The following is a 26,348-nucleotide window of genomic DNA, read 5'->3' as shown; positions in this document are numbered from 1 at the left end:
GTGTAGTGCGAAGCCGTTGCGGTGCGAACCAGGCGTGGTCCGAATCCGGCGTGGTCCGAATCCGGCACGGTCCCAGGTCCGCGCCGGATGTCGTCTTACTGCTCTTGCTGCCTTAGAAGCGCCAGCGAACGTTCACAGCGCCGCTGTTCTGGCGGTTGCCGCCCCCGAACTGGCCGCCGTAGTTGATGCCGACGGTGGTGTTGCGGGTGACGGCCAGGTCAGCACCCAGGGACAGCACGGCCGCATCGCGAGCGATGGGCGCACCGGCCACGGAGAAGGCCTGGCTGCCGTCGAAGGCCATGGTGGTGGTGGGATCCAGGTCACCGTAGGAATGGCGCCAGCCGGCCGTGGCATACAGGCGACCCTGCGAGCTGCCGCTTTCGAAGGTGGTCTGGGCACGCAGGCCCAGGGTGCTGCTGCCCACCTGGTTATGCGTGCTCTGGCCCATCAGCGCGGCGTCACCGCCGGATTCGCTGAAACCACGGGTGCGCTGGTCGCTGTAGTCGGCACCGACGAAGGGTTCCAGCGTGACGCGGTCGGTCACCGGCAGGGCGTAGCCCAGTTCGGTGAAGAACTGCGTGGTGTTGGCGCTGTAGGAAGACTTCAGTTCCTGGGAAACGCCTGCGGCATTGACGCCGCGCTTGGTGTCGATGTCATGCCAGGTGTAGCTCATGCCGAGCGTCAGGTTGACCTTGCCCGGACCGGCCGCGAAGCCCTTACCGCCGTAGATGACGCCGCTGTAGCTGTCGACATCGGCGCGCGAACCCTGGCCCTTGATGCTGCTATGGCTGCCGGTGTAGCCCAGCGCGCCACCGGCACGCCAGCCGCCGCCGACGGCCTGGTCGCCACCGACGAAGAGACCGCCGTCGGATTGGCGCACTTCGGCGGTGTCATCGCGGCCACCCAGGGTGCGCCAGTTGCCGAAGACCTGGGCCCAGATGGGTTGGGCCGCGGATTGGGGCAGGGAGGACGCATCGCCACGGCCGATCTGTGCCGTGGGACGGCCCGGCATCATGCCGGCATCCATGTTCTGGCGCAGATGCGACATGGGCAGGCTGACCACGTTGGAGGTCACGCCGTTGAGCATGTTGCTGGTGCTGGCATGGGTCTCGCCGCTGAGGTTCTCGAAGACCCCGCTTGGGGCACCTTCCGGCAGGTTCAGGACGCGGGCGTAGAGCGCGCTGTTCTTGGGCAGCGATTGCAGGGCGCCGGCGACTGAACGTTGGTTGCGGTTCAATGCCAGGTCGGCGAACTGGATGGGACGCGTGCCGCCGCTGCCGGTGTTGCCGTTGCCGCCGGTATTGCCGTTGCCGCCGGTGTTGCCGGTGCCCGTGTCGCCGCCGCCCGACCCGCCTTGGCCCGGGTCAACCGGCACGTCCTTGAGCTTGATCGTCAGGTCGACGGCATTGGCCGTGTAGGTCAGCGATGGCTCCAGGAAGGCCAGGCTGCTGCCTACCGTCGTGAACTTGCCGCTTACGCCACCGGTCGACTGGACCACGTTGTACGTCGTCGCTTCGGCGTACAGCCCATTGTCCTGGCCAACCATCAGGAACTTGGCGCCGTCCTGCACTATCGCCGCGCCGTTGACCACCAGCTTGCTGCTGCTTCCATCGGGCAGGGCATTGATGCTCAGGGTCGAGCCGCTGGCGAACTGCACCGGACCGTTGACGGTCAGGGTGCCGGTGGGGGTGGCCTTGCTACCAGGCGACAGCGTACTGCCGTCACCGATCTGGGCCATGGCCAGTTGGCCGGTACCGGCCAACGTGCCGCCCATGACAGCCGCGATACCGTTCATCGTGCTGTTGATTTCCAGCGTGCCCTTGGTCACGTAGACCAGACCGGAGAAGCCGCTGTTGTCGCCCGTCAGGGACGTGGTGCCGGTGCCGGCCTGGACGATGCGGCTGGTCGAGTCGCCGGTAATCTTGCCAGCGTAGGTGTAGTCATCGGAACGTATGAAACCGAAAGCCGCGCTGTTTTGCAGGGCGACATCGCCGCTGAGGCTGCCCGTCGTGCCGCCGTTGCCCAGCGCCAGGGTGGCGTTGGGTTCCACCACCGTGCCGCCGGTATGCGTGGCATTGCCGATGAAAGAGACTTCGGCGTTTTCCCGCACGACCACCTGGCCGTCGCCGGAGATATTGCCGACATAGTCATAGGCGTCGTAGGGCGAGGAAGACGAGTTCCTGTGGTTGAACGCCAGCGTCGCGCCGCTGCCCACATTGACGTCGGACACGATGGATCCGCTGGTGATGCCATCGGCGATCTGCAGCGTCCCTGCCGCGACGTCGATGCCGCCGGTGAAAGTGCTGTCGCCGGTCAGGATCAGTGTGCCGGAGTTGATTTTCTTGATTCCGCCGACGCCAGAGATGGTGCCGCCGTACGTGCTGCTGTCAGTGCGATCGAATTCGACCAAGGCACCGGCGTCGATGGCGATGTCGCCCGCCACGCTGCCGGCGGTGGCGCCGTTGCCTATCCTGATGGTGCCGCCTGCGGCACGTGTCACGCCGGTGTAGGTGTTGTCCGCCTGTAGCACGATGACGTTGGAGCCGGTCTTGGTCAGGCCGCCGCTGCCGCTGATGACACCGGCGAATTGCACGGCTCCGCTGCCGAAGAGATTGACCGTGCCGCCAGCCGCGCCCAGGGTGATGTCATGCGCACTGGTGATCGTTATATTGTGGTCCGTGAACAGTGTGCCGCCGTCCAGCGTCAACTTGCTGCCCGCCGCGCCGAGATTGCTCTCGTTATCGATGCCGAGCGTGCCGCCCGTGACCATCCAGTTCGTGACCGCGGCCGTCGCGCCCGTGAGTGACAGTTGGCCGTTGCCGGTTTTCTCGTAGTTCGAGAAGCCGTAGAACTGCGGCTGGAAGCTGGCGTAGGTGGTCGGCGCGGACGTCACGATATTCGTGACGTCCAGGCTTTTATTGCTCTGGACGACGTTGAATTCGAGCGTGTTGTCGATGCCCGTGGAGATGGCGTTCCCATCCAGCGTGCCGTTGGTTTGCATCACCAGGCGGCTGTGGTCACCATGGATTTCCACCGCGTTGCCGTGCTTGAGGGGCGTGTTGCCTACGCCGCCGGCGATCAGGCTGTCGTTGAGAATGAGCGTGTTGCTGCCGGCGACCACGCCTGTGCCTCCGCCGGGCGCAACGAACAGACCCGGTGCCGCGGCCATCGCGCCACCGTAAATGCCGCTGTCGCCGTTGGCATTCTGCAAGTTGATAAGCGTGGCGTTGTCGCCGAGTACCACGCCGGCGCCGCCAATACCGTTGGCGCCTGTCCCGTGAGACTGGCCGCCGCCGCCATTGCCGCCGACGCCACCTTTGATCTGGCCGGCGTTCGTGAGCACCCCGGCGCTGGAAAACAGCACGCCTATGCCACCTTCGCCGCCAGTGCCGGCATAGCCCATCATGCTTGAGCCGCCAGCGCCCCCCTTTCCACCCGTGACGACGGCAGTTTCTGTGAGCATTACGTCGCCAGCGGTCACGCGCAGGCCGTAGCCGCCCGCGCCTCCGCCTCCGCCACCGCCGCCACTCAGGCCGCCGTCGCCGCCGTTGCCGCCGTCGCCGCCAATGTAAATATCCGCCAGCGTCGGGCTGTTTGAAATATTGGCGGCGGTTTGTCCACCGCCACCACCGCCGCCGCCGTCGCCGCTGGCAGCGGCCGCGGGCAAGCCGTCGCTGCCATTCCCTCCAGTGGTGGTGTTTCCGACAGTACCGCCGTTCAAGCCCCCCATGCCGCCGGCAGGTTGAGTCACCGCGGTTGAATTGATATCGAGGCCACCCATACCGCCGGAGTTGCCGGCACCACCGCCACCGCCGCCAGGGGCTCCCGCGGTCACGCTGATCCCAGCGTCAACGCCCGCCCTTTCCGGTGCGCCGCCCGCGCTGGCGGGGAGCGAGGAGCCCATGCCACCCGCACCGCCATAGCCACCCGCATTGATCGGGATGGCCTGCGCGAACACGCCGGCCGGTGCGCCGGCGAGGGCGGCCATGACCAGTGCGCCGGTGACGGACAGCGCCAGGCGTTTGGAGCCGGCGCGGTGAGAGGAGGCGTTCTCCGACGCTACTTGATGGACGCCAAGCGCGCGGTTGAAGACGATGCGGTAGATGTGATTCATGACGGTCCGACGGATGTCTTGTATGGCAGCTGGCGAGCGCGCGGATGAAACGTCGCGCCAGCAGCTGTGATCGCGTCGAACCCTTGTCCTCGCCAGACGAATATCTGGAATTTGAAACAAGGAGTTTCTTGAGATTCGCTAAGGGTGTCTTAGCGAATAGACGGTAAATTTGGCCGTAGATCGGATTTAAGTTTTTAGACTTGATAAAAAACGTTATTTATCAGTAGCTTGAAAGCGACCTTTCGGCGTGTATTACGTTTCCCGTAATGCTTGATCGCCCGATTGCCGTAGCTTTATGCCACCGCAGTGACTCCTACTGAAGAGGTGATCGCACAAATAATTCAATTTGTATCATCTAAACATGACGAGGCGCCGGCTTTCCTGCCGCGCACGGGGCCTTATGCAATGCCGCGCGCGACCACCGCATGGCGGCGCAGGTAGCTGCCCATGGCTTGTTCGTCGGGAGTGACGCCGACGCCGGATTTCGCGGGTGGGGTGAGATAGCCTTCCAGAGGCGCGGCAAAGGTGCCGCTGAGGGTGCGCAGGGGATTGGGATTGGCGTCCATCTCCAGAATGCCATCGCCGCCGACAGCACACAGGACGTGCGCGGCCAGGGCCAGGCCGACGGTTGAGCCGAAGGCGTGCGGGCAGTAGCGCAGGCCGCGTGCCATGACTTCCTTCGCCAGCGGCACGACGCGACTGACGCCACCCCATTTGCCGAGGTCGGGCTGGATGACGTCCAGCCATTCGAAGGAAGCGCGGAATGCCTCCAGGCTCAGCAGGTTTTCGCCTCCCGCGAAAGGATGCGCCGATGCCGCCCGCAACGAGCGCCACTCCGCCGGGCTGCGTTCGCAGCCGATGGGTTCTTCCGTCCACTGCAAGGGCAAGGATTCGATGCGCGCCATGGCGCGGTGCGCCGCTTCCGGCGTCCAACCGCAGTTGGCGTCGATCATGGCGATTTCATCGGCGGCCAGCATCGCGACCGTGCGTTCCAGGTCGTCCAGCGCACTGTCTTCCTCGAAGCCGGCCTTGAACTTGAATGCTTGGAAGCCTGCCGCGCGCATCGCATCCAACTGCTCGCGTGACAGGCTGGGCGATACGCCGCTGGCATAGGCACGCAAAGGCCGCGCCTCTCCACCCAGCAGGCGATACAGCGGTACCCCTTGCGCGCGCGCGGACAGATCCCACAGCGCGCAGTCCAGTCCAGCCAGCACCTGGGCGATGGGACCCGGCTCGCCGGCCAGCCTCAGCATGGGGAGCAGCGCGGCTTCCCATTCGTCCTGCAGCGCGGGAATGTTTTCCAGCGTGCGTCCCAAGGCCCAGGGTCCGACCAGCTTCTCGACCATGTCGGCACGATGGTAGGCGCCGAAGGCAGGGAAGCCGCTCCATATCTCGCCCCAGCCGCAATGGCCAAGCTGGTCCTGGACCTTGACCAGGAGCGTGGTGCGCTGGGTGAACGTGCCAAAAGAGGCCCGCACCGCGGCGGGTTTGTCGTCCTGCAGTACGAAGACGTCGATACGTGCAATATGTGAGGCGGTCATGGTTCTCTGCTGCTGAAATCTCGGGTGTCTCGATCAGGCAAGCGCGGCTCAACGATTCGTCAGTCCCGGCGTGCGTGCCACCACCTCGGCCCACAGGCGGGATTGCGCCTGCCATTCGTCCTGGAAGGCGGCGCTGGTGCCGCCGCCCGGCGCCAGGCCGGCGCCTTGCAGCACCTTGCGGACATCGGGCTCCGTCAATGCCTGGTTCATGGCTGCGTTGACCCGGTCGATGCGGTCCTTGGGGACCTGGGTCCTGGCGAAGATGCCAGCCCAGGACGAGATTTCCATGCCGGCGACACCGGCCTGCGCCATGGTCGGAATGTCGGGATACGCCGGATTGCGCTCACGGCCGGTGGTGGCCAGACGTCGCACCTTGCCGGATGCGACGAAGGGCTCGGTCACTGCCTGGGTTTCGATCAGCATGTCCGCATTGCCGGCGGCCACACCCAGCGCCGCCGCGGGGCTGCCGTTGAACGGCACCTGGTAGATGTCCGTGCCGGTCTTCTCCTTCAGTACCTCGGTGGCGAGTTGCGCGGCGCTGCCCGGGCCGCTGTTGGCGGCAACCAACGCGCCGGGTTTCTGTTTGGCCTTGGCGACCAGGTCTGCCATGGAATTGATTCCGCTGTTGCTGCGCACGATCAGGAAGAAATCGGTCGAATAGATCTTTCCGACGGCGGCCAGGTCCTTCAGGATGTCCACCGTCTGATGGGGATAGATATGGGGATTGATGGCCATCGTGCTGCCGGCCGCGACCAGGATGGTGTAGCCGTCGGGCGGGTTCTTCAGCACTTCCTGGGCAGCGATCTGGCCGTTGGCGCCAGGGCGATTTTCCACGACCACCGGTTGGCCCAGGATGCGCGCCATCGATTGCGCAATGGCACGGGTGCCGGTGTCCGGCGTCGATCCGGCCGGGGATGAGACGACGATGGTGATGGAGTGCCCCGGATAGGCGCCGGCAGCCATGGCGGCGGGTGCCAGGCAAAGACAGGCGAGGGCGGTCAACAGGCGATACATGGCGTTGTCTCCTTGCGGATTGGTCAGGCAGGTCCCCTGGGACTGGGTTCCAGGTCCGGTCCTCGGGCTGAAGCCGGCTTACCGCCTTGCCATCCGCTTTGATGGTTGTGCATGGATGGTAGGCAGATCCGCCCCGATGGTCTAATACCAAAATCGTCCTGGGCGATACCCTGGCCGTCTCACCAGGGGCATCAGGAGCACCAGGATGGCCGGATGCCGACGCATCCAGTTCAAGTATCACTGCCGGGATTTCATGACGACGCGTGCATCCAGCCTGGACCTGCGTATGGTCCACCAGTTCCTCACCGTGGCGGACACGCTCAGCTTCCGCAAGGCGGCCGAGCAGATGCACATGGCGCAGCCGCCCTTGAGCCAGGCGATCAAGCGCCTGGAAAGCTTGCTGGAAGCGCAGTTGTTCGAACGGTCCGCGCGGGGCGTACGGCTGACCCCGGCCGGCGAGGTCTTCAGGGAAGAGGCCCGGCGCCTGTTGAGCCAGGCGGACCGCGCAATGGATAGAACCCAGCGGGCCGCGCAAGGAGAATTGGGCAGCGTGCACGTCGGCTTCATCGGCCCGGCCATGTTCGAATTGCTGCCCAAGGTCATACGCGCGTTTCGCGAAAGATACCCTGGTGTGGAACTGACGCTGCATGAAGGCAGTTCCAAGCAGGTGGCGGCCATGTTGCTGGCCGGTACCGTGGACGTCGGTTTCCTGGTGCCGCCGACGGATCTGGAAGACGGCATTGCCATGGACACCTTGGTGACGGACATGTTGACCGCCGTCCTGCCGGCGGGACACAGGTTGGCCGCAGCGGCGGCGATTCGATTGGAGTCGCTGGCGGATGAATCCTTCGTGATGTTTTCCGCGGAAGGCGTACCGACGCTGTCATCGCGCATCGGCGCCTTGTGCCGCCAGGCCGGCTTCGAACCGCGCATCGCGCAGGAGGCGGTGCAGATCTCCACCTTGATGGGACTGGTGGCTGGCGGCGTCGGCATCTCCCTGTTGCCTGGCGCGGTCGCCACCCTGATCCCCGCCAGCGTCATCTGCCGCCCCATCCTGGCCGATGCCCGCCTGCTGGAAGTACGTATCTGCGCGGCCTACCGGCCCGACGGCCTGAGCGAAGCGGCGCGGCGTTTCCTGGATATGGCCCGGCGTTGATTTAATCGGGGCAAGCGTCGGCACCGACGTTTATCCGGGCGGTGCAGGGGCACACCCGCGGTGCCGCCCGCGGTGGGGGCGCTAAGATGGAGTCCACTTTCGAACGACATAAGACTGATGCAAGATGAGCGATCTGATCCCCGACGGCTACACGCCGTGGCAACCCGCCAGCCCGTACATGAAGCACCTGAACCAGCTGGGCGCGATCCATTGGCGCGAAGCGGATGACGCCTTCGGTGTGCGCGTGACGCAGGACCACGGCAACCAGGTGGGCGTTGCCCACGGCGGCTTCCTGGCTACCATCGCGGACTGTGTGCTGGGCCAGGTCATCGTACGCCACAGTGGCAAGTCGGTGGTGACGGTGCAACTGGGCGTCGAGTATCTGAACGGGGTGAAGGAAGGCGATTGGCTGGAAGCGCGGGTTCACATCGACAAGCCGGGCAAGCGCCTGATCCACGCCACCTGCATCATGGAGGTGGCTGGACGCGGCGTGCTGAAGGCGAATGCGGTGTTCGCCGTCATCGGCGAGTCCGCGCCGCCTGGCCAGTCGTTTGATGGGTGATGGCTATCCGTCGGGACAGCTGTCAGAACGAAGAAGCGCAATACCACCCTAGCGTAAACGGAGACCGATGATGAACAATCCCGATCCCACCGCCTGGATCGGCCGCGGCGAGACCGTGGCCGATGGCCTGGACGTTACCTTGGCAGGCAGGGTCACCGCTACCTTGGGCGGCCCATCGTTGGCGGTGAACGATCCCTTGCCGCCGCTCTGGCAATGGGCGTTCTTTATCCAGACTGCCCCCATGGACGGCCTGGGCGAGGACGGGCATCCAGCACGGGGCGGTTTCCTGCCGCTCGCCGCCGACCGCAACCGCATGTGGGCGGGCGGGCGCGTGGATTTCATTACGCCGCTGCGGGTGGGCGTGCCCGCCGAGCGCCATTCCACCATCGCCGATGTCAAGGAAAAGACGGGGCGCACCGGCTCGCTGCTGTTCGTAACGGTGCGCCATGAATATCGCCAGGGCGGCGCCGTTGCCATCGCCGAGGAGCAGGACATCGTCTATCGCCAGCCTTCGCCGCCGAAGCTGGAGGGCTCGGAGCCCGCGCCGGAGGCGGCCTGGCGGGAGACGGTGGATCCTGATCCCGTGCTGCTATTCCGCTATTCAGCGGTGACCTTCAATGGCCACCGCATTCACTACGATCATCCTTATGTCACGGACAAGGAAGGCTATCCCGGGTTGGTCGTGCATGGCCCGATGATTGCCACGATGATGGTGGCGGCGTTCCAGCGCGCCAATCCGGGCAAGCGGCTTGAACATCTGTCCTATCGTGGCCTGCGTCCTTTGCTGGCGCCCACGCCCTTCGACGTCGCCGGCCGTGTGACGTCACCTGGCCAGGCTGACCTGTGGGCTGAGCAGGACGGCACCCTGGCCCATCAGGCTCAACTGAAATTTTCCGCATGATTCCTGCGGTCCGTTCGCTCAACAATCGACGTCAGGCGAAGCGATGCGGCAGGCACGCGTCCATTCTCACGCCAGGCTTAGTTGAATGCGGAGGCATCGACCCATTCGAGGGGGGTGAGGACGTGCTCCGCCTGGGACGGGGTACCCAGGATGCCGGTCAATGCCGATTTTGCGGCAGCACATTCCTGAACCCGGTTAACGGCATTCCACCGAAAGCCCGCCTGCGCGTCCCACAGGCCACTCAAGGCGGGCAGGTGAAAGGGTATGGACGGCCATCATGCCCTGGCAGTGACACCTTACGCGCCCTGGCCGGCTACCGAAACGTTCCAGAAGCGTGGTTTGGAGCCGGGCCAGCCGGTGAGGCCGCTTACGCGGTTGCGGCTGGCGTCGAGCTGGCCGCGGGAGGACCAGACCAGCATGGGCATCTGTTCAAGGTAAAGCTCATGCAGGGAGTCAGCCAGCTTCTGCCGCGTGGCGTCATCGCCGGCGTTGAACAACTGGTGCACGAGTTCACGGGCCCGCGCATCGTCCCAGACGCGGTCGGCCTGCTTGCTCTTGTCGCCGATGAATCGGTCGAACATGAAGATAGGATCCAGGTACGCGGTGACGTTCCACACCATCATCTGGTACCGGCCTGAATAGAAGCGGTCATACATGGCCGCGAACTCGATCGGTTCGATCTGCACGTTGATGCCGGCAGCCTGCCACAGACCCTGGCACGCAACGGCCGTATTGGACATCAGCGCGTTCTGCTTGCTGGTCATCAGCGTGATGGCCTGGCCGCGATAGCCAGCCTGCGCCAGCAGCTTGCGCGCTCCCTCAAGATCCAGTTCGGCGCCGCGTTTCTGTACAGCCCCATACAGCTTGCTGGTCGTCGGCACCAGGCTGGCCGTGGCAATGGAGGTGTTTTCCGTCAAGGCCTGCACCAATTGCTGGCGGTCCAGGGCCTTGCTCAGCGCTTGCCGGATACGGACATCGCCCAATAAGGGATCGCGCGTCTGCATGGGAATGGTCAGCACGGACGCCGTCTGCACGGTCTCGGTACGGATGCCCGGCGCCCCCTTGAGCGTCGGATAGAGGTCGGCAGGTACATCGGTATAGACATCCAGTGCTCCGGAGCGCAGCCCCGCCGACGCCGTCGACGCATCGGGCACGACGCGCAGCAGCACGCGCGCCAGCAAGGGGCGCTTCTGGCCCGACAGGCCGTCGGCGGGTTCGCTGCGCGACTGATAGCCGTCGAAACGCTCCAGCTCGACGTACTCCTTCGGACGCCATTGCTTGAGCTTGTAGGGACCGGTACCGATCGCCTGCTTCCAGTCGCCAGCGCCATCGACGCTATCCGGATGGGCGATGCCTGTGCTGTCGAGGTCCGCCCGCGCCATGGCGCTGAGGAAAGCGGCACAAGGGGCGGCAAGTTCGAATTCGACCGTCCTGGCGTCGACCGCCCGCACCGCCACGATCTTGATGCCATTGGCGCCATCGAACGTCGCGCGGCCGGCCCAGGCCCCCTTTGGGTCCAGATAGCGCCCCCAGGTCCACGCCACTTCCTTGGCCGTCAGCGGCGCGCCATTATGGAAATGGACGCCGTCGCGCAAGACGAAGGTATACCGCTTGCCATCCTCGGATGTCGCAATGGACTGCGCCAGCATGGGCGCCACGGAGCCATCGGCACGCCAGCACACCAGGCCCTCGTAAATCTGCTGCCGCACGGTGCCGCTGGCGATGTCCGGGCCGCTACCCGGCATCAGCCCGCGAATATCGGAAGTCAGCACCGCCGTGACACTGTCTTCACCCGCGGCCAATACGCGCAGGCTGGGTGTCAGGAGCCCAGCCGCGGCCAGCGCTTTCAACGCGGTTCTTCGATTCATGCTCATGATGGCCGGCTCCCGTCATGCCCAGGACGCGATGGCGCGCGTCCGGCCTTGCCATTGGACGGTGCCATCCACCAGGCAGGTCCGCGCGAGGTCGATGGCCCGGGTGAAGGACGCCCCCGATGCACGAATGTCGGCGATCAGGCCCTGCAGCATTTCCAGCCTGGCAGCGCGGCCGCTGCCGATGTCGCCGCGTGGATGCAGGCTGAGGCAGGCATAGCCCTCCGCCTCGATCAGCCCCTGGAATTCGGCGCGCAGCGCGAGCGCGGCCCGTCCTTGCGTGAAGCGGCGGCGGAAATGCGTGATATCGCTCAGCCCTTCGCTCCATGGCAGTTCCACCATGCGCGCAGCGTTGTCGGACACTAGTGAATAGGGCGCATCGTCATCGATATAGCTGCTGTCGTAGACATACCCAAGATCCTGCAGTATGCGCACCGTATCCAGCGACACCAGGCCTTCGGGCGCGCGGAAGCCATGGACGGCCTGGCCGCACAGGTCTTCGAGCTGTTGCTTGGCCTGCTTCAGCAGATCGGCTTCCTGGTCGCCCAGTTTTGAAATATCTTCGAAGGCCAGGCCGTGCGAGGCGATTTCGTGGCCGTCTGCCATGCAGGCGCGCAGCAGGTCCGGACAGCGCCGGGCTTCGACGACCGGCCAGAAAAACGTTCCCCTGATGCCGTTGCCGCGCAGGAAATCCAGCACCCGCTGCAAACCGACGTTATAGGTGTAGCGCCCATGGCCGAAACGCCCGAACAGGCTTTCCGGCGGCGTTTCGCGTTCCTCGGGGCCAAGTCCGTGGACATTGACGGTGACTAAGGCGTGGCGTTGTGTCGTCATGCTCGATGCTCCCGCGCTTGGACCAGGGTGCTCCAGTTGTCTTGGTGCCGCAGGCAATGTTCAGCCAGCGTGCGCATGGTGACGAAGCGGACGTCAGGCGCCTGCTTCAGGTAAGCGAGAAATCGATCGACGGTACGGGCGCGGGCAGGCGTGCCGGAGCCATTGCCCGCCTTGGGATGCACGGTCAGCTGCACGTAACCTTCGTGCTTGCGGATGGCTTCGAACTCCGCCACCCAGTTGTCGTAGATCTCGTCGGGCAGGGCCTGGCCCATGTTGTAGACCGGGGCGTCGTCCAGCGATACCGTGTTGTTCGGCAAGGTGACGAAAGCGGACGGCTCACCCGCGGCGCCGGGCAACAGATAGGGCTCATCCAGGTCTTTTTCGCTGGCATCGTAGATATAGCCCAGGCGCTGCAAGGTCGGGATGGTCAACGCGCTCTTGCGGCCCGATGGGGAACACCAGCCCACGGGCGACATGCCCAATTTGTCTTCGATGATGCGGTGGGTCTTTTCCAGCAGGCCCGGTTCGGCGGCGCCCAGGTCCCAGGCTTCGTGCTGGTAGCCGTGGGCGGCGATTTCATGGCCGGCGGCCAGGATGTCCCGATGCGGCGCGGGATAGTGTTCCACGTCATAGCCGCAGGCGAAGAACGATGCGGGAACGCCGTGGCGGGCCAGCATGTCCAGGTAGCGGTAGATGCCGCGGCGCATCGAATAACGGCTGCGGCTGTGGATGCCGGCGCAGGGCAGTCCCTGGCCGGCCTCGACCGACGGACCGTCGATATGAATGGTGACGCTGACGATGGTGCCGGCGCCTTGCGGCCAGCGGGTGGCCGGATCGGGCGCGCGGGGTGGAAGCAGGTGGGTATCGGTGCTCATGGAAAACCTCGGTTTTGAAGTCAGGATGAGTGCGCGGATAACTGGTCCATCTCCTTGCGCATGGAATTGGTGTTGACGCGCCGGTCGTAGGTCATGTCCTTGCCGTCGAAGCGGCACACGACGTGATCGCGGAAGGCCGTCTCGATGAAGATCCAGTCCAGGACCAGCTCGTTTTCCGTGCGCCAGAAGGCGCGGGCGAATACCCGGGTCTGCTCGGGCTGGTAGGAATGATGCAGCTGCCAGCCCGTCATCGACGTCTGGCCGTCCGTCCAGGTGGAAAACGATGCCGTGACGGTGTGCTGTCCACGGCCGTCGGTCAATGTAAACGTGCAGCGATCGCCCGCGCAATCGATGGCAATGCCCGTGATGCCGTCGTCATTCGGCTCGACGGCGTAGGACCCCTGGAAAGCAGCGCGCGACGCGGGGATCGAGGTGTTGTGCTCGATAGGCAGGGCCAGCGCCGCCAGGCGTTGCGCCAGCGCCGCATCGGCGCGGACCGCTTGCGCCGTCGGCGCGGCAGACGGCGCGCGCTGGCGCTGCATGTCGGCGACGATGTGCTCCCGCAGCAGGCGATGCACGCGCTTTTCGCGCGGCGCGATGCCGCCGGTGAAGGCGATGACGGCGTTGTGGTCCGGGAAGGCGATGGCATGCTGGCCGAACAGGCCGCTGGCCGTGAACGTATTGTCAGGGCCGCGCCACCATTGGTAGCCGTAACCTTCGCGCTTCTCGGCGCCCGGCGCGCTGGGGTCCGCATAGCGCTTGCCGTCGAAGTGGCCGATGACGATGTCCTTGATCTGGGCGCCGGTCGCCGCTGCTGTCCATGCCTGGCTCAGCAGTTGCCGGCCTTGCCACGCGCCGCCATGCATATGCACAAGGGCCAGCTTGAGCAGATCCGCGGTCTTCGCGCGTATGCCGTTGCCGCCGGTATTGACACCTTCCGGTCCGACATCCCAGGCCAGGTCCTGGATACCCAGCGGCGCGAAGAACCTGGGCTCCATCCAGTCGCGCACCCGCTCGCCGGTGACTTTCTGCAGGATGGCGGCCAGCATGTAGGAGCAGCCGCTGCAGTACACGAACCGTTCTCCAGGTGCGTAGACCATCGGTTCCTTGAAGAACGCGGCGATCCAGCTGGTGGTAAGCCGCCGCCATTCGCCGCCCGAAATGCCCGAGCCGTGCCCGCTGGTCATGGTCAGCAGATGCCGCACGGTCATCTGGAACAAGGCAGGCGGGGCGTCAGCCGGGACGTGCTCCGGGAAGAAATCGACGACCTTGGCGTCCAGCGGGATCAGGCCTTGGTCCACGGCCAGGCCGACCCCCGTGCCGACGAAACTCTTGACGCTGGAATGCAGCATATGCCCCAGTTCCGCTGCGTAGGGCGCCCACCAGCCCTCGGCGATGACGGCGCCGTCTTTCCAGAACATGAAGCTGTGCAGCTCCAGGCCCTCTTGTTCAAGCCCGTCGAGAAACGCCTCTATCGCCTCGGCATCGATGCCGCGGGTGGCGGGGGCGGCGCGCTCCAGGCCATCGAACTGTGCCGGCTTGCTGTCTGGCTTCATCGCTGAGTTCATGTTCGGTGAGTCCGTTCCAGGTCGTGGTTTCTAGGTAGTGAGTCTAGGTAGTGGATTGGGCCAGGTGGCACGCGGCGCGATGGCCCGGGCCTATCATGCGGATCTCGGGCGACTCGCTGCGGCAGCGTTCGATCGCGCGCGGACAGCGCGGGTGGAAGTGGCAACCGCTGGGCGGTGACAGCGGGCTGGGCAGTTCGCCCTGGATGGTGTCGAACGCGCGCTGTTCGAGGTCGATGCGAGGCACTTCCGCCAGCAGGGCCTGGGTGTAGGGATGGCTGGGGCGCTGGAAGATGGTTTCCGTGGCGGCTTCTTCCACCACGCGGCCCAGGTACATGATGACCACGCGGTCGGAGATGTGCTTGACCACACCCAGGTCGTGGCTGATGAACAGGTAGGTCAGGCCCAACTGGTCGCGCAGGGACATGAACAGATTCAGGATCTGCGCCTGGATGGACACGTCCAGGGCGGCGACGGATTCATCGCAGACCAGCAGCTCCGGCTGCACGGCCAGGGCCCGGGCGATGCCGATGCGCTGGCGCTGGCCGCCGGAGAACTGGTGCGGCAGGCGGTCGCGGTAGGCAGGATTCAAGCCCGCCCGCTCCATCTGCAGCGCCAGATAGTCGGCGGGATTGCCGGTCACCAGCTTGTGCGCCATGGGTGCTTCCATGATGATCTCTCCCACCGTCAGGCGGGGATTCAAGGACGCGAAGGGGTTCTGGAAGATCATCTGCGTGCGCAGATGCGCCCGGCGGTCCTGCGCCCGTGCCGCGCTTTTCATGCCCAGGGCCTGGCCATCGATGCGGACTTCGCCGGAAGAGGGCGCCAGCAGGCCGGCCACCATGCGTCCCAGCGTCGATTTGCCGCAGCCGGACTCACCGACCAGGCCGACGACCTCGCCTTTGCGCACGGTGATGCTGACGTTGTCGACCGCCCGCACGACGGGCGGTTGTTTGGCCAGGCCGATGCGCGTGGCGACGCGCTCGATCCAGTCCTGGCGCCGGCCGAAGCGGCGCGAGACCGCATCGACTTCGACCATGGGCGTTTGTGCGTCGTGGCTCATGGCTGGGTGGCTCCGAGGGGATGAAAACAGCGGTAATCGTGGCCTTGCGCACCCGTGGTCTGGGGGACGGTGCCGGCACATTCCACCGAAGCCGCGGGACAGCGAGGATGAAAAGGACAGCCGGGCGGGAAGCGGCCGGCGATCGGTGGGGCGCCCTGGATCTGTTGCAGGGGCTGGCCCCGCTCGTTGCGATCGGGCACGGAGTCAAGCAGGCCCATCGTGTAGGGATGGCGCGGCGAACCCAGCACCTGTTTCACCGTGCCGCTTTCGACGATGCGGCCGGCATACATGACGCCCAGGCGATGGGCCAGGCGGGAAACGATCGCCAGGTCGTGGGTGATCCACAGCCAGGCGGTATTGTGTTCGCGCGCCAGCTTCTGCACCTGGGACAGGATCTGCGCCTGTATCGTCACGTCCAGCGCGGTGGTGGGCTCGTCGGCGATGATCAGGTCCGGATTGTGCAGCAGGGCGATGGCGATTGCCACGCGCTGGCGCATGCCGCCGGAAAACTGATGGGGATAGGCCTGCAGGCGTTCCTGCGGGCTGGGTATGCCGACCTTGCCCAGGGCGTCACAGGCCCGTTGCCGCGCCACGGCGACGGAAACCTTTTCGTGCGCGGTAATCGCCTCGATCATCTGCGTGTCGATGCGCAGGACCGGGTTCAGCGTCATCATCGGATCTTGAAAGATCATGGCGATACGCTTGCCCCGCAGGGTCCGCAACCGTTGGTTGGACGCGTGGGCGATATCCTCGCCGTCGAACAGGATCTGGCCACTGGCGATACGGCCGCCGTCGAGCAGGCCCATGATGGAGAAGCCGGTCACCGATTTACCGGAGCCGCTTTCTCCCACCAGGCCGACGATTTCGCCGCGGCCGATGTCCAGGCTGACGTCGTCGACGGCGCGCACGGGCTGTGCAGGGCTGCCGAACTCGGTGCGCAGGCTGTTGATGCGCAGGATAGGCGAGGCAGTCGCCGCGGTGCGGCTTGCCATGGCGTTGGACGTGGGCATCATGCCGGCCTCCTGCGCGGGTTGAGGACATCGCGCAGGCGATCTCCCACCAGGTTGATGGACACGATGGCGACCAGCAGCAATACGCCGGGATAGACGCTGATCCAGTACATGCCGGACAGCATGTACTGGTAGCCGTTGGCGATCAGCAGCCCCAGGCTGGGTTCCGTCACCGGCACGCCCAGGCCCAGGAAGGACAGCGTCGCTTCCAGGGCGATGGCGCGGGCGATCTGGATGGTCATGATGACGATGATGGGCGGCAGGCAGTTCGGCAGCAGGTGGCGAAACACGATGCGCCAGCGCGACAGCACCAGGCCTTGCGCCGCTTCCACGTATTCCTTGCCGCGCTCCACCAATGCCGCGCTGCGGGCCGCGCGGGCATAGGTGGCCCACTCGACGATGATCAGCGCCAGCACCACGTTCATCACGCTTTTACCCAGCAGTGCCAGTATCATCAGCGCCACCAGGATGGCGGGGAAGGACAGTTGCAGGTCCACGAGGCGCATCAGCAGGGTTTCGAGGCGGCCGCGTGCATAGGCCGCCAGGATGCCGATGGAAGTGCCCACCAGCGCGGCCAGCACGGCGGAGATGATGCCGACGCTCAGCGAAATACGCAGGCCGTAGAACATGCCGGACAGCATGTCGCGGCCCTGGTCGTCGGTGCCCAGCCAGTAGTGGCCGCCATCCATGTTCTCCGATCCGGGGGGCAGGCGTGCGTCCATGATGGAAATCTGGCCCAGGTCGTAGGGATTCTGCGGCGAGATCCAGGGCGCCAGGATGGCGACCAGGGCCAGCACGATGAAAATAGCCAGGGCCAGCAGCGCCAGGCGTGAGCGAGCGAAGGCCGCAAACACGGCAAGGCGCCGCATCGTGTCCGCCGGCATGGGCTCGGTGGCCAGTGTCGTGGCAAGGGGCGCTTCCATTACTGCTCTCCCTCATTGAGCCGGATGCGGGGATCCAGCACGGTATAGAGAAAATCGACCACGAGGTTGGTGGTGACGAAGACCATCACGATGACCATCAGGTAGGCGACGATGACCGGGCGGTCCAGCGAATTGATGCTGTCGATGATCAGCTTGCCCATCCCCGGCCAGGAGTAGATGCTTTCGGTGACCACGGAAAAGGCGATGACCGAACCGAACTCCATGCCCACCACCGTCACGATGGGAATCAGCAGGTTCTTCAGGACGTGGACGAAGATGATGCGGGTTTCGGACAGCCCCTTGGCGCGCGCGAACTTGATGTACTCCTGCGGCAGCACCTCGGCCACGCCCGCGCGGGTCAGGCGCAGCACCAGCGAGATATTGAACAGCGACAGGTTCAGCGCGGGCAGCAGCAGATGGCGCAGGCCGTCCGCCGTCAGGAAGGACCACTGGATGCCGAACAGCGCCGCGGTTTCTCCGCGGCCGCCGGTGGGCAGCCAGCCCAGTTCCACCGAGAACACCAGGATGAACATGATGCCCACCCAGAACGTGGGCAGGGAAAATCCCAGGATGCTGAATGCCATGGTGCCCTTGGCGAACGGCGACTCCGGTGCCAGCCCGGCAAACAGTCCCAGCGGAATGCCGATGATGACGGACAGCAGCACCGCGGAGATCGCCAGCTCCAGCGTGGCGGGCATGCGCTGGAAGATCAGGTGGATGGCGGGTTCGCTATAGACGAAGCTGATGCCCAGGTTGCCATGCAAGGCCGAACCGAGGAAGGACAGGTACTGGCGCCATAGCGGCAGGTCCAGCCCCAGCTGGGTGATGATGTGGGCGCGGTCCTGCTGGGTGGAGTCCGGTGAAATCAGGATGTCCACCGGATTGCCCAGGACATTGGTGGCGATGAAGACGATCACGCTCATGGCGAGCATGACCAGGCAGGCCTGCCACACCCTGCGGAATATCCATACGGTCATAGGGCGGGCTCAACTCACCGAGTAGGCGCAACCATCGCGCTGGGGATCGGCGGCGCCTTTGCAGGTATCGCCGTCGACACGGATGCCGTGCAGCGCGGCATAGGGATAGCTGGTGGGCGACCGTTTGACGTCATAGCCCTCGGCCTGCAGGCGGTCGGTGACGCTGCGCCGGATGCGGTTGCCGACTTCGATCGAGTTGGAGACGGCCGTGATGCGTGGGGCGCAGACGGCCTCGATCATCGACATGTCGAAGTCCAGGACATTCATCAGGCCCTGGGCCACCGATGGGGCGATGTATGTGCCTCCCGGCGCGCCCAGCACGATGAACGGCCGGTCGTCCTTGAAGACGATGGTGGGGGCGGCCGAACTGGCGCGGCGCTTGCCCGGCGCGATCGACGACGCGCGGCCGGGGCGCGGATCGAAACGGGCCATGGTGCCGTTGTACATGAAGCCGAGACCGCGGGTGATGGCGCCGGACGGGCTGCCCAGGGTGTGCGTCATGGCGACGGCATTGCCCTGCTTGTCGATCACGGAGATATGGGTGGTGTCGCGCTGGGACGCGTCCAGGCGCGTCACCGAGGCCCGCTGGCCGGCGGCGATACCACGGGCCAGCTCCGCGCAGTAGGACTTGGACAGCAGTTTTTCCACCGGCACATCGACGTACAAGGGGTCGCCCATATAGCGGTCCTTGTCCACGGTCATCAGCTTGATGGCCTCGGCCAGCGTGCGGACGTGGTCGTAGGAGCCGTGTTCCATGGCGCCGACGTCGAAGTTTTCCATGATGTGCAGCAGTTGCAGCATGGAAATGCCGCTGCCGGGCGGCGGGCTGGTCGCAATGCGGTGGCCGCGGTATTCCCCCCACAGCGGCTGGGTCACGCTTAGCGCATATTCCGCCAGATCCTTGCGGCTGATCAGGCCGCCATTGGCCGCGAAGTCGTCGGCGATCTGTCCCGCCAGTTCGCCATGGTAGAAGTCTTCCGGTCCCAGGCGCGCCAGGCGTTCCAGGGTCTGCGCCATTTCCAGGTTGACGACGGTGTCGCCGACGCGCTTCAGGGAGCCATCGGCGTTGAAGTACACCTCGCGGCCGGTGGCGCTGAACGCCAGCTTGTCACGGGTGTTGGCCAGGTTGGCCTTGCTCTGGTCCTGCGACCAGTACCAGTGCACATGCGGACGCACCATGAAACCCTTGCGGGCGTATGCCACGGCGGGCTGGATCAGGTCGGCCCAGTCGAAGGTGCCATAGTGCGACAGCGCGTGGGCGTATCCCTTGACACTGCCAGGCGTGCAGGCGGCCAGGTAGCCGATTTCGCTGATGTTGTTTTCCAGGATGTAGCCGAAGCCGTCACTGGACTGGCCCACCAGCTTGTCGACCCACATGTCCGGCGTACAGGCCAGCGGTGCGCGGGCGTAGAACTCCAGGATGTCGTGTATCCCTTTGCCCGGCATGTAGACCTGCATGGAACCGAAGCCGCCGATGCCCGCCATCTGCGGGTCGACGACACCTTGCACGAAAGCGCAGGCCAATGCGGCATCCACCGCATTACCCCCGCGGGCCAGCACTTCGGCACCGGCTTCCGCGGCCTCGGGCTGCGCCGCGACGATGACACCATTCTTCATGCTTTACCCCTTCCTGCGCTTGGCGAGAACCTTGACCAGGAATTCCTGGACGTGGGGCACCGCCTTCATGCGGTCATGCGCCATATTGGGGACCAGGTCCAGCGTGACGTCGACGCCCGCGGCACGGAACGAGTCGGCCAGGGCGCGGGCACGTTCGGGGCGAGTGCGGCCGGCGTCGTTGGCGCCTTCCATGTAATAGCGGCCGCCGGGCTTGTGCGTGATCTCCCACGTTTCCAGATCGGCATCGCCGACGATGATCTGCACGGGCACGCGCGCCAGGGCTTCCTTGTCGAACGCGATGCCGAACTGCTCCTGCAGGTCGCCCAGGCCGGTCCACCATTTTTTGTCGGGATCGAGCAGGGTGATGGAGCCGGGGGCGCCCACGCAGGCTGCCCACAACTTGCGCGGATGCAGGATGGCGAAGCGGTGGGTGTAATGGCCGCCGCCGGAAAAGCCGAACATGGCGAAGGTGCTCCAGTCCTGGCTGTATTTCGCGGCGACCTCGTCGACCATGTCGAGCACGACCTGGTCGTAGCGGATATCGCCTTCCTTCAAGTACTTGTAGCCGCTGCGTTCGTCGTCGCCCAGGACTCCGATCGGAAACAGGGGGCACAGGATGGCAACGCGGTTCCAGTGGCCGAATTCGGCGTAACCGTCCCGGAAATCCAGGAAGGACGTACGGCTGGTGCCGTGTACGGCGACCAGCAGATCGACCTTCTCGCCGTCCCCTACGCAGGGGGGCACGTACATCACGTAGGAAAAGCGCGGATCTTTCTTGCTGGCGAAAATGGCGGTCTTGCCAAGGCCGTAGAACTTGCCGGCTTTCTGGTCGGTATCCAATTTATCGGACATTTTTTTATCTCGGGGGGGAGTGGGGGGCGGGCCGCGCCTTCAGGGCGGCACCGCAAATGAAGTGCGAGTTGCCTGGTCTTGCCGGATATCAAGATTTGGTGATGCCCATGGCCAGCGTGTACTGGTCGACGCGGGTTTCGTAGTTGATGCCCTTGCGCGCGGCCAGTACCAGTACTTCGTTGTGCAGCGGCAGCATTACGTGGTTGTCGAAGACGATCTCGCAGGCCTGCGCCAGCAACGCTTCCCGCTTCTTGTCGTCCATCGTGGACTTGGCTTCGAGGACCAGCTTGTCCAGGTCCGGATTCGAATAGCGTCCGTAGTTGCTGGCGCCGGTGCCTGCCTTGGGGTCGAAGGACACGGCGGTGCCCAGCAGGGGATTGGAGGTCTCGCCCGTGTTGGTGCCCCACGAACCCAGCATGAAGCTGTACTCGCCCTTGCTGATGTGCGGGGCATAGACCGACCACGGCATGACGTCGACGGTGGTCTCGATGCCGATGCGCGTCAGGAACTGGGCGACCGCCTGAGCGATGGCGGCGTCGTTGATGTAGCGGTTGTTGGAGCTGTGGATGGTCAGCTTGAAGCCATCCGGATAGCCGGCCTGGGCCAGCAGGGCCTTGGCGCCCTTGGGGTCGTAGGCGACCGGTTTGATCTTGGTGAACGCGCCGAACGTGCCGGGCTGCACGTACTGGTCGGCCGCCACGGCATTGCCTTGCATGACCCGGCTGATGATGAGGTCGCGATTGATCGCCTTGGCGAAGGCCAGGCGTACGCGTTCGTCCTTGAACGGGTTCTTCGGCAGCGGCTTGCCGCTCTTGTCGGTGGCAAACGGCGTGACGTCGCGGCCCTCGTCCATGGTCATGTAGACCATGCGGGACGACACGCCACGAATGATGTGCTTGTTGCCGCTTTGCTGGACGCGCGTGATGCCTTCGGAGGGCACCGTCTCGATCAGGTCGCAATCGCCGCCGAGCAGGGCCGCGAGCCGCGCGCCGGGATCGGTGACGATGCGCAACACGACATTCTCGAACTGCGGCTTCGGCCCCCAGTAGTGGGGGTTGCGCACCAGGACCACGCGGCTTTCGGGCACGTATTCCTTCAGCAGGTAGGGGCCGGTGCCAATGGCCGCCTTGCCGGAATTGAAGTCGGCGCTGGGCGACTGCGCGTACTTCTGGCTGATGATGCGCACGCGGCTCAGGGAATTCAGCAGCAGCGGGTCGGGCTGGTGGGTCTTGATGATCAGCTTGCCGGGACCGGGCACCGACATGTCCGCGATGGAACGCGTGTAGGTGGTGAAGGGCGCGACGCTGGTCAGCACGCCGACGCGCTTGATGGACGCGATGACGTCCTCGCCGGTCAACGGCGATCCATCGGAGAACGCCGCCTTGGGGTTGAGCGTGAATTCCCAGGTGGTGTCGTCGATCAGGCGCCACGAGGACGCCAGCCCCGGCTTGGACTGCGATTTCGCGTCATTGGTCACCAGTGCATCGTAGATGTGCATGGCTACCGCGTTGTTCGGCGCGCTGCTTTGCAGATGCGGGTCCAGCGTCGTTGGGGGCGCGGCCATGCCGATGGTCAAGGGCTTTTCCTGGGCCAGGACCAGGGGGCTGAACGATCCGGCAGCGGCGAGGGCCGTGGTGTTGGCCAGGAAGCGGCGACGACTGGGAGAACGCATGCGTTTTTTCTCTTCCAAGAGTTGAATCGGAGCGGCCGGACCCTGCGCCATGCATGGCAGCCAGGCCGGGAGCGACGCCGTCATGGTGCGCGCCGGACCAGACGGTGGCAACTCAGGAGATACCCTGTATCGCTAACCGATACAAGAAAAGGCGATGTGCGTACAATGCAGCCATGCAGCCACTGGCTCGATTCAGTCCATTCGGCCTGCCCAGCCCGGCAAGCCCACCCCGCCCACCACGCCTGTAACCCTCACCCGATAGCACCCATGTCCTTGTCCGACTCGTCTTCAAACCGTTCCGGCTACACGATCGAATCCGTACGAACCGCGATGGATCTGCTTTTTTCCGTCTGCGGCCAGCCCGATCTCGGCGTTACCGAACTGGCCCGCAAGAATGGCTTGGGGAAGGCGCGTGCGTATCGTTTGCTGCGTACGCTGGAAGAGTGCGGACTGGTCAAGCGCACCGACGATCAGCGCTTCAGGCTGGGCCACGCGGCGCTGCTGGTGGGCAGTGCCGCCACCGATCAGATCGACCTGGCCAAGCTGGCGACGGTGGAACTGGCCCGCGTCGGCGAGGCGGTGCAGGAAAGCACGCAGCTACGCATCAGGGAAGGGATAGAGTCAGTCTGCATAGCCCGCTGGGAACCCAACCGCGACCTGCGCGTGCATGTCCAGCTGGGCCGCCGCCGGCGCCTGGGCCTGGGGTCGAACAAAGCGCTGCTGGCCTTCGATGGTCCGGAGGAAATCGAAAGTGCGCTGGACCGTCTTTATGCGGCGAACGATATGCCGGTGGCCCGCGATTCGCTGCGCAAGGCATTGGACGAAGCGCGCGGCAAGGGCTATGTCGTCAGCCGGGGCGAAGTCTCCGAGCATCTGGTGAGCATGTCGGTGCCGGTGTACGCCAAAGGCAGGAAGCTGGTGGCGGCATTGAACATTTCCGCCCCGGCGATACGCATGAGCGAAGAAAAGATCCGCCAGGGGATAGAGCTGTTGCTGGAAGCGTCCGCCCGCCTGTCCGCCAAGCTGGGCTGCGAACCGGGCTGAACCGGGCTGATCCGGGCTGACCCAGTAACAGGGCCAGGGCCCCGCACGACAAGGTCACGCGCGGCGGGGGCGGCGAATCACCCCCGCGGCCCGACGTCTACGCGGCCGGCCGGAAGTTCTGGAAATCCCAGTGCCTGCCAGGCGCGGCGTCGATCAACTGGCGGGTGTAGGCATCGCGCGGCTGGCTCAACACTTCATGGGCGGACGCGGCTTCGACGATCTTGCCGGATTTCATCACCACGATGGTGTTGCAGATCTGCGCGGCGACGCGCAGATCATGGGTGATGAACAGCACCGCGGTGCCGGTCTGCTCGCGGATCGATTCGATCAGATCCAGCACCTGCGCCTGCACCGACACGTCCAGGGCCGACACGGCTTCGTCGGCGATCAGGATGTCGGGCGACAACGCCAGTGCCCGCGCGATGCAGATGCGCTGGCGTTGGCCGCCCGAGAATTGATGCGGATAACGTGCCATGGCTTCGCCGCTCAACCCGACCAGCTCCAACAGCTCGGTGGCCCGCTGGCGTGCTTCCTGCCGGCCCTTGCCGAAATTGCGCAAGCCTTCGGTAATGGAGTCGCCCACCCGCATTCGTGCATTCAAGGACCGGTAGGGGTCCTGGAACACCACCTGGATGCGCTGGCGCAAGGGCCGGAACTCACGCCGCGACGCCGTGGCGATCTCCTGCTCACCGATGCGCACACTGCCGGAACTGGGATCGATCAGGCGCGCGATGCAACGCGCCACGGTGGACTTGCCCGAACCCGACTCACCGACGATGCCAAGGATCTCTTTCTTGTGCAGCGTGAAGCTGACGTCGTTGACGGCGTTCACGCTGCGGCGTGCCTTGAACAGGCCACGTTCCGTATAGGTCTTGTTCAGGCCGCGCACGGTCAGCAGCGGCACGCCGTCAGCCGCCACGCGCGTGGCGGGCGCCAGGCTGGGCACCGAGGAAACCAGCATGCGCGTATAGGCCTCGCGCGGCTGCGCCAGGATCTGCTCGCGCGTGCCCACTTCGACGATGCGGCCGCGGTTCATCACGGCGATGCGGTCGGCGATGTCGGCCACCACGCCGAAATCATGGGTGATGAACAACACCGCGGTGTCGTGGCTCTTCTGCAGGTCGCGGATCAAGGTCAGGATCTGCTTCTGCGTGGTGACGTCCAGCGCCGTGGTCGGCTCGTCGGCGATCAGCAGCTTGGGGTTGAGGATCAAGGCCATGCAGATGACGATGCGCTGGCGCTGCCCGCCCGACAATTGATGCGGATAGGACGCATAGATGCGCTCGATATCCGGCAGGCGCACGGCCTGCAGCATGTCGAGGATCTTCTTCTTGCGTTCGGCGGCGCTGAGCCTGCTGTGCGCGCGCAGCACTTCATCGATCTGCCAGCCTACGGTGCGCACGGGGTTGAGCGCTGTCATGGGTTCCTGGAACACCATGGACATGCGGGTGGCGCGCAGTTCGCGCAGGCGTTCGGGCGAGCAGGTGAGGATGTCCTCGCCGTCGAGCAGGATGCGGCCGGCGCAAGGTCGCAGCGCATCGGGCGCCAGCAGGCCCATCACGGCAAAGGAAGTGACGGACTTGCCGGAACCGGATTCGCCCACCACGCACAGCGTTTCACCGGCGTGGATGTCGAAGCTGATGTCCTGCACGACGCGGCGCGGGCCAGCGCCTGCCGCATTGCTGTCCGCATTGCTGCCTGTGCTGTCGTCCGGTCCGTCGACCAGGCGCACGGCCAGGCCCTGGATCTGCAGGACCGGCGCGCCGGCGGCGGAAGACGCGGGAGAGGAGGTCATAGGCCTGATCTCGAAGAGAAGTGAAATGAAAGATGCTTCAAACCCGTTTCGCCATCTTGGGATCCAGCGCATCGCGCATGGCATCGCCCAGCAGATTGACCGACAACACCGTCAGGGCCAGGAATACCCCGGGCAACAGGATCAGCTCGGGCTTGAGCTGGAAATACATGCGGCCCTCGGCGATGATGTTGCCCCAGGACGGAATCTCCGGCGGCATGCCGACGCCCAGGAAGCTCATGACGGCCTCGGACAGGATGGCCGATGCGAAGATGAACGTGCCTTGCACGATCAGCGGCGCAATCGTATTGGGCACCAGGTGGCGCAGCATCAGCAGCGGCGTGGGCGTGCCCAGCGAGATGGCCGCCTCGACATAGGGCTCTTCGCGCAACGTCAGGATCAGGCCACGCACCAGCCGCACCACGCGGGGAAACTCCGGCACGGCGATGGCGATCAGCACCGTGGTGATGCTGGCGCCCGTGACGGCGACGAAGGCGATCGCCAGCAGGATGCTGGGAATCGACATGATGCCGTCCAGGATGCGCATGATCACCATGTCGGCGGCACGAAAGTAGCCGGCGATGACGCCCAGCAGCAGGCCGGGCACCAGCGCGGCAACCGTGGTGCCGGCGCCGATCAGCAGGGAATTGCGGGCCCCGTGGATGACGCGCGACAGCACGTCCCGGCCGTAGGCATCGGTGCCGAACCAGTGCGCGGCGCTGAAGGGCTTGAGGCGTTCCATGGGGCTGATGGCCAGCGGATCGGCCAGCCCCAGCAGGTTGGCGCTGAGTGCCGCCAGGATGATGATCGCCAGGATGGCGCAGGCGGCCAGGACCGGGCCGGAGCCGAGGTTGGCGCGCAGGGCCGCGAAGGGGCGGGGCGGCCGTGGCGGTCCGGCTGGCGCCGGGGCGGGCGGTGTCGCGGAGGTGGCTGGTGTCATGAGGGATTCCCTGTACGAGCGGCGT

General features: G+C 65.3%; 20 protein-coding genes. 4 read left to right on the top strand and 16 right to left on the bottom strand.

The genetic code is table 11. From position 1 onward, the window contains the following. Nucleotides 1–112 precede the first annotated feature (112 nt). The 3 genes from CEY05_RS07335 to CEY05_RS07325 all read right to left on the bottom strand — a co-directional run bounded on the left by CEY05_RS07335 (nucleotide 113) and on the right by CEY05_RS07325 (nucleotide 6,669). On the bottom strand, nucleotides 113–4,114 hold the full coding sequence (locus tag CEY05_RS07335) for an autotransporter domain-containing protein (protein WP_088597852.1): 4,002 nt from the start codon (nucleotides 4,112–4,114) through the stop codon (nucleotides 113–115). 398 nt (nucleotides 4,115–4,512) lie between these two features. Then, on the bottom strand, nucleotides 4,513–5,655 hold the full coding sequence (locus CEY05_RS07330; protein WP_088597851.1) for a mandelate racemase/muconate lactonizing enzyme family protein: 1,143 nt from the start codon (nucleotides 5,653–5,655) through the stop codon (nucleotides 4,513–4,515). A 48-nt stretch (nucleotides 5,656–5,703) separates the two neighbouring features. Beyond that, nucleotides 5,704–6,669, bottom strand: coding sequence for a tripartite tricarboxylate transporter substrate binding protein (locus tag CEY05_RS07325; RefSeq protein ID WP_088597850.1), 966 nt, complete (start codon nucleotides 6,667–6,669; stop codon nucleotides 5,704–5,706). Between the two features lie 205 nt (nucleotides 6,670–6,874). On the opposite strand from CEY05_RS07325, the gene CEY05_RS07320 reads away from it, so the two are divergent. The 3 genes from CEY05_RS07320 (at nucleotide 6,875) to CEY05_RS07310 (ending at nucleotide 9,288) form a co-directional block, all read left to right on the top strand. After that, nucleotides 6,875–7,825 carry a LysR family transcriptional regulator gene (locus CEY05_RS07320; RefSeq protein WP_088597849.1) on the top strand — a complete coding sequence of 317 codons (951 nt, stop codon included), beginning with the start codon at nucleotides 6,875–6,877 and terminating at the stop codon, nucleotides 7,823–7,825. A 124-nt stretch (nucleotides 7,826–7,949) separates the two neighbouring features. Further along, complete coding sequence (locus CEY05_RS07315) at nucleotides 7,950–8,387, top strand: PaaI family thioesterase (RefSeq protein ID WP_088597848.1); 438 nt, start codon at nucleotides 7,950–7,952, stop codon at nucleotides 8,385–8,387. 70 nt (nucleotides 8,388–8,457) lie between these two features. Beyond that, a complete protein-coding gene (locus tag CEY05_RS07310) occupies nucleotides 8,458–9,288 on the top strand; it encodes a MaoC family dehydratase N-terminal domain-containing protein (RefSeq protein ID WP_088597847.1) in 831 nt (276 codons plus the stop codon). A gap of 296 nt (nucleotides 9,289–9,584) precedes the next feature. On the opposite strand, the gene CEY05_RS07305 is transcribed toward CEY05_RS07310, so the two are convergent. From CEY05_RS07305 to CEY05_RS07255, 11 genes are all read right to left on the bottom strand, one after another. Beyond that, the gene (locus tag CEY05_RS07305; protein WP_088597846.1) at nucleotides 9,585–11,162 is read right to left on the bottom strand and encodes an ABC transporter substrate-binding protein; all 1,578 of its coding nucleotides are present in this window, start codon (nucleotides 11,160–11,162) and stop codon (nucleotides 9,585–9,587) included. Between the two features lie 15 nt (nucleotides 11,163–11,177). Then, a complete protein-coding gene (locus tag CEY05_RS07300; protein WP_088597845.1) occupies nucleotides 11,178–11,993 on the bottom strand; it encodes a polysaccharide deacetylase family protein in 816 nt (271 codons plus the stop codon). Beyond that, complete coding sequence (locus tag CEY05_RS07295) at nucleotides 11,990–12,868, bottom strand: polysaccharide deacetylase family protein (RefSeq protein WP_088597844.1); 879 nt, start codon at nucleotides 12,866–12,868, stop codon at nucleotides 11,990–11,992. The genes CEY05_RS07300 and CEY05_RS07295 overlap by 4 nt, the downstream gene beginning before the upstream one ends. A 20-nt stretch (nucleotides 12,869–12,888) precedes the next feature. Next, nucleotides 12,889–14,436, bottom strand: a complete 1,548-nt coding sequence (locus CEY05_RS07290) for a serine hydrolase (RefSeq protein WP_088597843.1) — start codon at nucleotides 14,434–14,436, stop codon at nucleotides 12,889–12,891. A 43-nt stretch (nucleotides 14,437–14,479) separates the two neighbouring features. Continuing rightward, nucleotides 14,480–15,496 (bottom strand): ABC transporter ATP-binding protein, encoded by a 1,017-nt coding sequence (locus CEY05_RS07285; RefSeq protein WP_088597842.1) that lies wholly within the window; start codon nucleotides 15,494–15,496, stop codon nucleotides 14,480–14,482. Then, complete coding sequence (locus CEY05_RS07280) at nucleotides 15,493–16,509, bottom strand: ABC transporter ATP-binding protein (protein WP_369825897.1); 1,017 nt, start codon at nucleotides 16,507–16,509, stop codon at nucleotides 15,493–15,495. The genes CEY05_RS07285 and CEY05_RS07280 overlap by 4 nt, the downstream gene beginning before the upstream one ends. After that, entirely contained in the window at nucleotides 16,506–17,429 is a 924-nt protein-coding gene (locus CEY05_RS07275) for an ABC transporter permease (RefSeq protein ID WP_088597841.1), read from the bottom strand. Before CEY05_RS07275 ends, CEY05_RS07280 begins: the two co-directional genes overlap by 4 nt. After that, nucleotides 17,429–18,406 (bottom strand): ABC transporter permease, encoded by a 978-nt coding sequence (locus CEY05_RS07270; protein ID WP_088597840.1) that lies wholly within the window; start codon nucleotides 18,404–18,406, stop codon nucleotides 17,429–17,431. Before CEY05_RS07270 ends, CEY05_RS07275 begins: the two co-directional genes overlap by 1 nt. Nucleotides 18,407–18,415: 9 nt before the next feature. Further along, complete coding sequence (gene ggt, locus CEY05_RS07265; protein ID WP_088597839.1) at nucleotides 18,416–20,023, bottom strand: gamma-glutamyltransferase; 1,608 nt, start codon at nucleotides 20,021–20,023, stop codon at nucleotides 18,416–18,418. Nucleotides 20,024–20,026: 3 nt separating this feature from the next. After that, complete coding sequence (locus tag CEY05_RS07260) at nucleotides 20,027–20,875, bottom strand: hydrolase (RefSeq protein ID WP_088597838.1); 849 nt, start codon at nucleotides 20,873–20,875, stop codon at nucleotides 20,027–20,029. An 88-nt stretch (nucleotides 20,876–20,963) separates the two neighbouring features. Continuing rightward, nucleotides 20,964–22,547 (bottom strand): ABC transporter substrate-binding protein, encoded by a 1,584-nt coding sequence (locus tag CEY05_RS07255; protein ID WP_158219269.1) that lies wholly within the window; start codon nucleotides 22,545–22,547, stop codon nucleotides 20,964–20,966. 267 nt (nucleotides 22,548–22,814) lie between these two features. Between CEY05_RS07255 and CEY05_RS30840 the strand changes: the two genes are divergently transcribed. Then, nucleotides 22,815–23,591: an IclR family transcriptional regulator gene (locus CEY05_RS30840; RefSeq protein ID WP_158219268.1), complete on the top strand. Its 777-nt coding sequence runs from the start codon at nucleotides 22,815–22,817 to the stop codon at nucleotides 23,589–23,591. 97 nt (nucleotides 23,592–23,688) lie between these two features. Here CEY05_RS30840 and CEY05_RS07240 read toward each other — a convergent pair whose 3' ends face one another. Together CEY05_RS07240 and CEY05_RS07235 are read right to left on the bottom strand one after the other, a co-directional pair. Further along, the gene (locus tag CEY05_RS07240; RefSeq protein WP_088597835.1) at nucleotides 23,689–25,386 is read right to left on the bottom strand and encodes an ABC transporter ATP-binding protein; all 1,698 of its coding nucleotides are present in this window, start codon (nucleotides 25,384–25,386) and stop codon (nucleotides 23,689–23,691) included. A gap of 37 nt (nucleotides 25,387–25,423) precedes the next feature. Beyond that, nucleotides 25,424–26,323 carry an ABC transporter permease gene (locus CEY05_RS07235; protein ID WP_088597834.1) on the bottom strand — a complete coding sequence of 300 codons (900 nt, stop codon included), beginning with the start codon at nucleotides 26,321–26,323 and terminating at the stop codon, nucleotides 25,424–25,426. Between the last annotated feature and the right edge of the window lie 25 nt (nucleotides 26,324–26,348).

The organism is Achromobacter sp. HZ34, from assembly GCF_002209485.1.
Taxonomy (GTDB): domain Bacteria; phylum Pseudomonadota; class Gammaproteobacteria; order Burkholderiales; family Burkholderiaceae_B; genus Bordetella_C.
Note: the sequence above shows the minus strand (reverse complement) of the source record. Positions and strands in the feature narration are given on the sequence as shown.

Coding starts and splice junctions, on each gene's coding strand:
- CEY05_RS07310 (WP_088597847.1), top strand. CDS start 8,458: ATGAACAATCCCGATCCCACCGCCTGGATCGGCCGCGGCGAGACCGTG.
- CEY05_RS07285 (WP_088597842.1), bottom strand. CDS start 15,496: ATGAGCCACGACGCACAAACGCCCATGGTCGAAGTCGATGCGGTCTCG.
- ggt (WP_088597839.1), bottom strand. CDS start 20,023: ATGAAGAATGGTGTCATCGTCGCGGCGCAGCCCGAGGCCGCGGAAGCC.
- CEY05_RS07300 (WP_088597845.1), bottom strand. CDS start 11,993: ATGACGACACAACGCCACGCCTTAGTCACCGTCAATGTCCACGGACTT.
- CEY05_RS07260 (WP_088597838.1), bottom strand. CDS start 20,875: ATGTCCGATAAATTGGATACCGACCAGAAAGCCGGCAAGTTCTACGGC.
- CEY05_RS07290 (WP_088597843.1), bottom strand. CDS start 14,436: ATGAACTCAGCGATGAAGCCAGACAGCAAGCCGGCACAGTTCGATGGC.
- CEY05_RS07275 (WP_088597841.1), bottom strand. CDS start 17,429: ATGGAAGCGCCCCTTGCCACGACACTGGCCACCGAGCCCATGCCGGCG.
- CEY05_RS07335 (WP_088597852.1), bottom strand. CDS start 4,114: ATGAATCACATCTACCGCATCGTCTTCAACCGCGCGCTTGGCGTCCAT.
- CEY05_RS07325 (WP_088597850.1), bottom strand. CDS start 6,669: ATGTATCGCCTGTTGACCGCCCTCGCCTGTCTTTGCCTGGCACCCGCC.
- CEY05_RS07320 (WP_088597849.1), top strand. CDS start 6,875: ATGGCCGGATGCCGACGCATCCAGTTCAAGTATCACTGCCGGGATTTC.
- CEY05_RS30840 (WP_158219268.1), top strand. CDS start 22,815: ATGTCCTTGTCCGACTCGTCTTCAAACCGTTCCGGCTACACGATCGAA.
- CEY05_RS07315 (WP_088597848.1), top strand. CDS start 7,950: ATGAGCGATCTGATCCCCGACGGCTACACGCCGTGGCAACCCGCCAGC.
- CEY05_RS07280 (WP_369825897.1), bottom strand. CDS start 16,509: ATGATGCCCACGTCCAACGCCATGGCAAGCCGCACCGCGGCGACTGCC.
- CEY05_RS07255 (WP_158219269.1), bottom strand. CDS start 22,547: ATGCGTTCTCCCAGTCGTCGCCGCTTCCTGGCCAACACCACGGCCCTC.
- CEY05_RS07240 (WP_088597835.1), bottom strand. CDS start 25,386: ATGACCTCCTCTCCCGCGTCTTCCGCCGCCGGCGCGCCGGTCCTGCAG.
- CEY05_RS07330 (WP_088597851.1), bottom strand. CDS start 5,655: ATGACCGCCTCACATATTGCACGTATCGACGTCTTCGTACTGCAGGAC.
- CEY05_RS07235 (WP_088597834.1), bottom strand. CDS start 26,323: ATGACACCAGCCACCTCCGCGACACCGCCCGCCCCGGCGCCAGCCGGA.
- CEY05_RS07305 (WP_088597846.1), bottom strand. CDS start 11,162: ATGAGCATGAATCGAAGAACCGCGTTGAAAGCGCTGGCCGCGGCTGGG.
- CEY05_RS07295 (WP_088597844.1), bottom strand. CDS start 12,868: ATGAGCACCGATACCCACCTGCTTCCACCCCGCGCGCCCGATCCGGCC.
- CEY05_RS07270 (WP_088597840.1), bottom strand. CDS start 18,406: ATGACCGTATGGATATTCCGCAGGGTGTGGCAGGCCTGCCTGGTCATG.